General features: G+C 65.8%; 1 protein-coding gene. It reads right to left on the reverse strand.

The features are described from left to right. Positions 1 to 12: 12 nt before the first annotated feature. Positions 13 to 1,212, reverse strand: coding sequence for an IS30-like element ISPfr14 family transposase (locus HMPREF0321_RS02495; protein ID WP_083803176.1), 1,200 nt, complete (start codon positions 1,210 to 1,212; stop codon positions 13 to 15). Positions 1,213 to 1,510: the final 298 nt, after the last annotated feature.

Raw genomic sequence — 1,510 nt, forward strand, 5'->3', positions numbered from 1 at the left:
TACTGGGCAGGTTCAACCAGTCGTTGCAACACCGGCTTGTTCGAGTGATCGTAGTTGCTCGTCGAAGACCTCTGCGGGGGTTCGCCAGCCGAGGACTTTGCGTGGCCGGTTGTTGAGGGTGTGAGCGACAGCTTCAAGGTCGTTCGCGCTCCATCGGGACAGGTCAGTGCCCTTGGGGAAGTACTGGCGCAGCACGCCGTTGGTGTTCTCGTTCGTCGGGCGCTGCCACGGCGAGTGCGGGTCGGCGAAGAACACGCGCGTGCCGGTCTCCAGCGTGAACTGGGCGTGCCCGGACAGTTCCTTACCCCGATCCCACGTGATCGTCTGACGCACTTGCTGCGGAAGCGACGTGATCGACGCGCTCAACGCCTTGTTCATCGCCTGCGCGCCGTAGCCGCCCAGCGACGGGCCGTTCTTTACCTGCGGCTGCTCACCCCAGCCTTCAAGTCGAGGAAGATGTACGAGGATCGTGGTGCGGCTACGACGCTCGACGAGCGTGCCGATCGCGGAGCGGCCGGTACCGATGATGAGGTCGCCTTCCCAATGGCCTGGCACGGCACGGTCTTGCGCTTCGGCGGGCCGCTGGCTGATGACCACCTCAGCGCTGACATGGCCCTGGGGCTTGTTCCGTGAACGCTCCCGCGGTTCACGCAACGCGCGGCCGGTGCGCAGACAGGCGACGAGTTCGCGTTTCAACGCGCCGCGCCCTTCGATGAACAACGACTGATAGATCGCCTCATGGCTGATGCGCATGGACTCATCATCGGGGAAGTCCAACCGCAGCCGATGACTGATCTGCTCCGGGCTCCACGAACTGGCCCAGCGCCGATCCTGCCTGCGCGGCTTGTTCAACCCCTTCCACGCCGGCGCGGCCGGGCCTGCCACGGGCGTGCCGTCAGGATGGGTGACCCCGCCGGCGAGGCGGTCTTGGACGTAGTCGCGTAGACGCTCGTTCCTAACCAACTTCGCGATCTTCGGGCGTTTCGCTGCTTCTTGCGCTTTCCACTGCGCGACCGTGGCCCGGTACTCGATTCGGCCGCTACGGGTGGCGGCGTTACGGCGTAGTTCACGGCTGATCGTGCCTGCATCACGCCCCAGCTGGCGAGCGATCGCGCGGACGCCGACGCCTTTGGCGTTCAGGATCGCGATCTCTTCACGTTCTTCGAAACTGAGATAGCGCCCGGACGGCTCGGCCAGGCTGATCGGTGGCATGCCGCCAGCGTGTCGAAACCAGCGCGCACCGACGGGGCACGACACGCCGACCGCGAGGCAGGCTTCCGCCGTTGTGACGCCCGTGGCGATCTGGCGCCAAAACTGCCGTTCGACTCGCCGCGAAGGTGACTGGCGTGGGCGCCCAGGGGAACGCATCGGTGGGCGCAACGCTCGATCTGCACGCCACTGGCGCCGCAACACCTGTGGCGCGTCCCTCGTGCTCTGGTCCCTGTCGTTCGCTGCCATCGCCAACACCTTCCACGTCAAGGTGTTGCGACGACCAGTTGAATCCGCCCTG

This window comes from Dermacoccus sp. Ellin185 (assembly GCF_000152185.1).
Taxonomy (GTDB): Bacteria; Actinomycetota; Actinomycetes; order Actinomycetales; family Dermatophilaceae; genus Dermacoccus; species Dermacoccus nishinomiyaensis.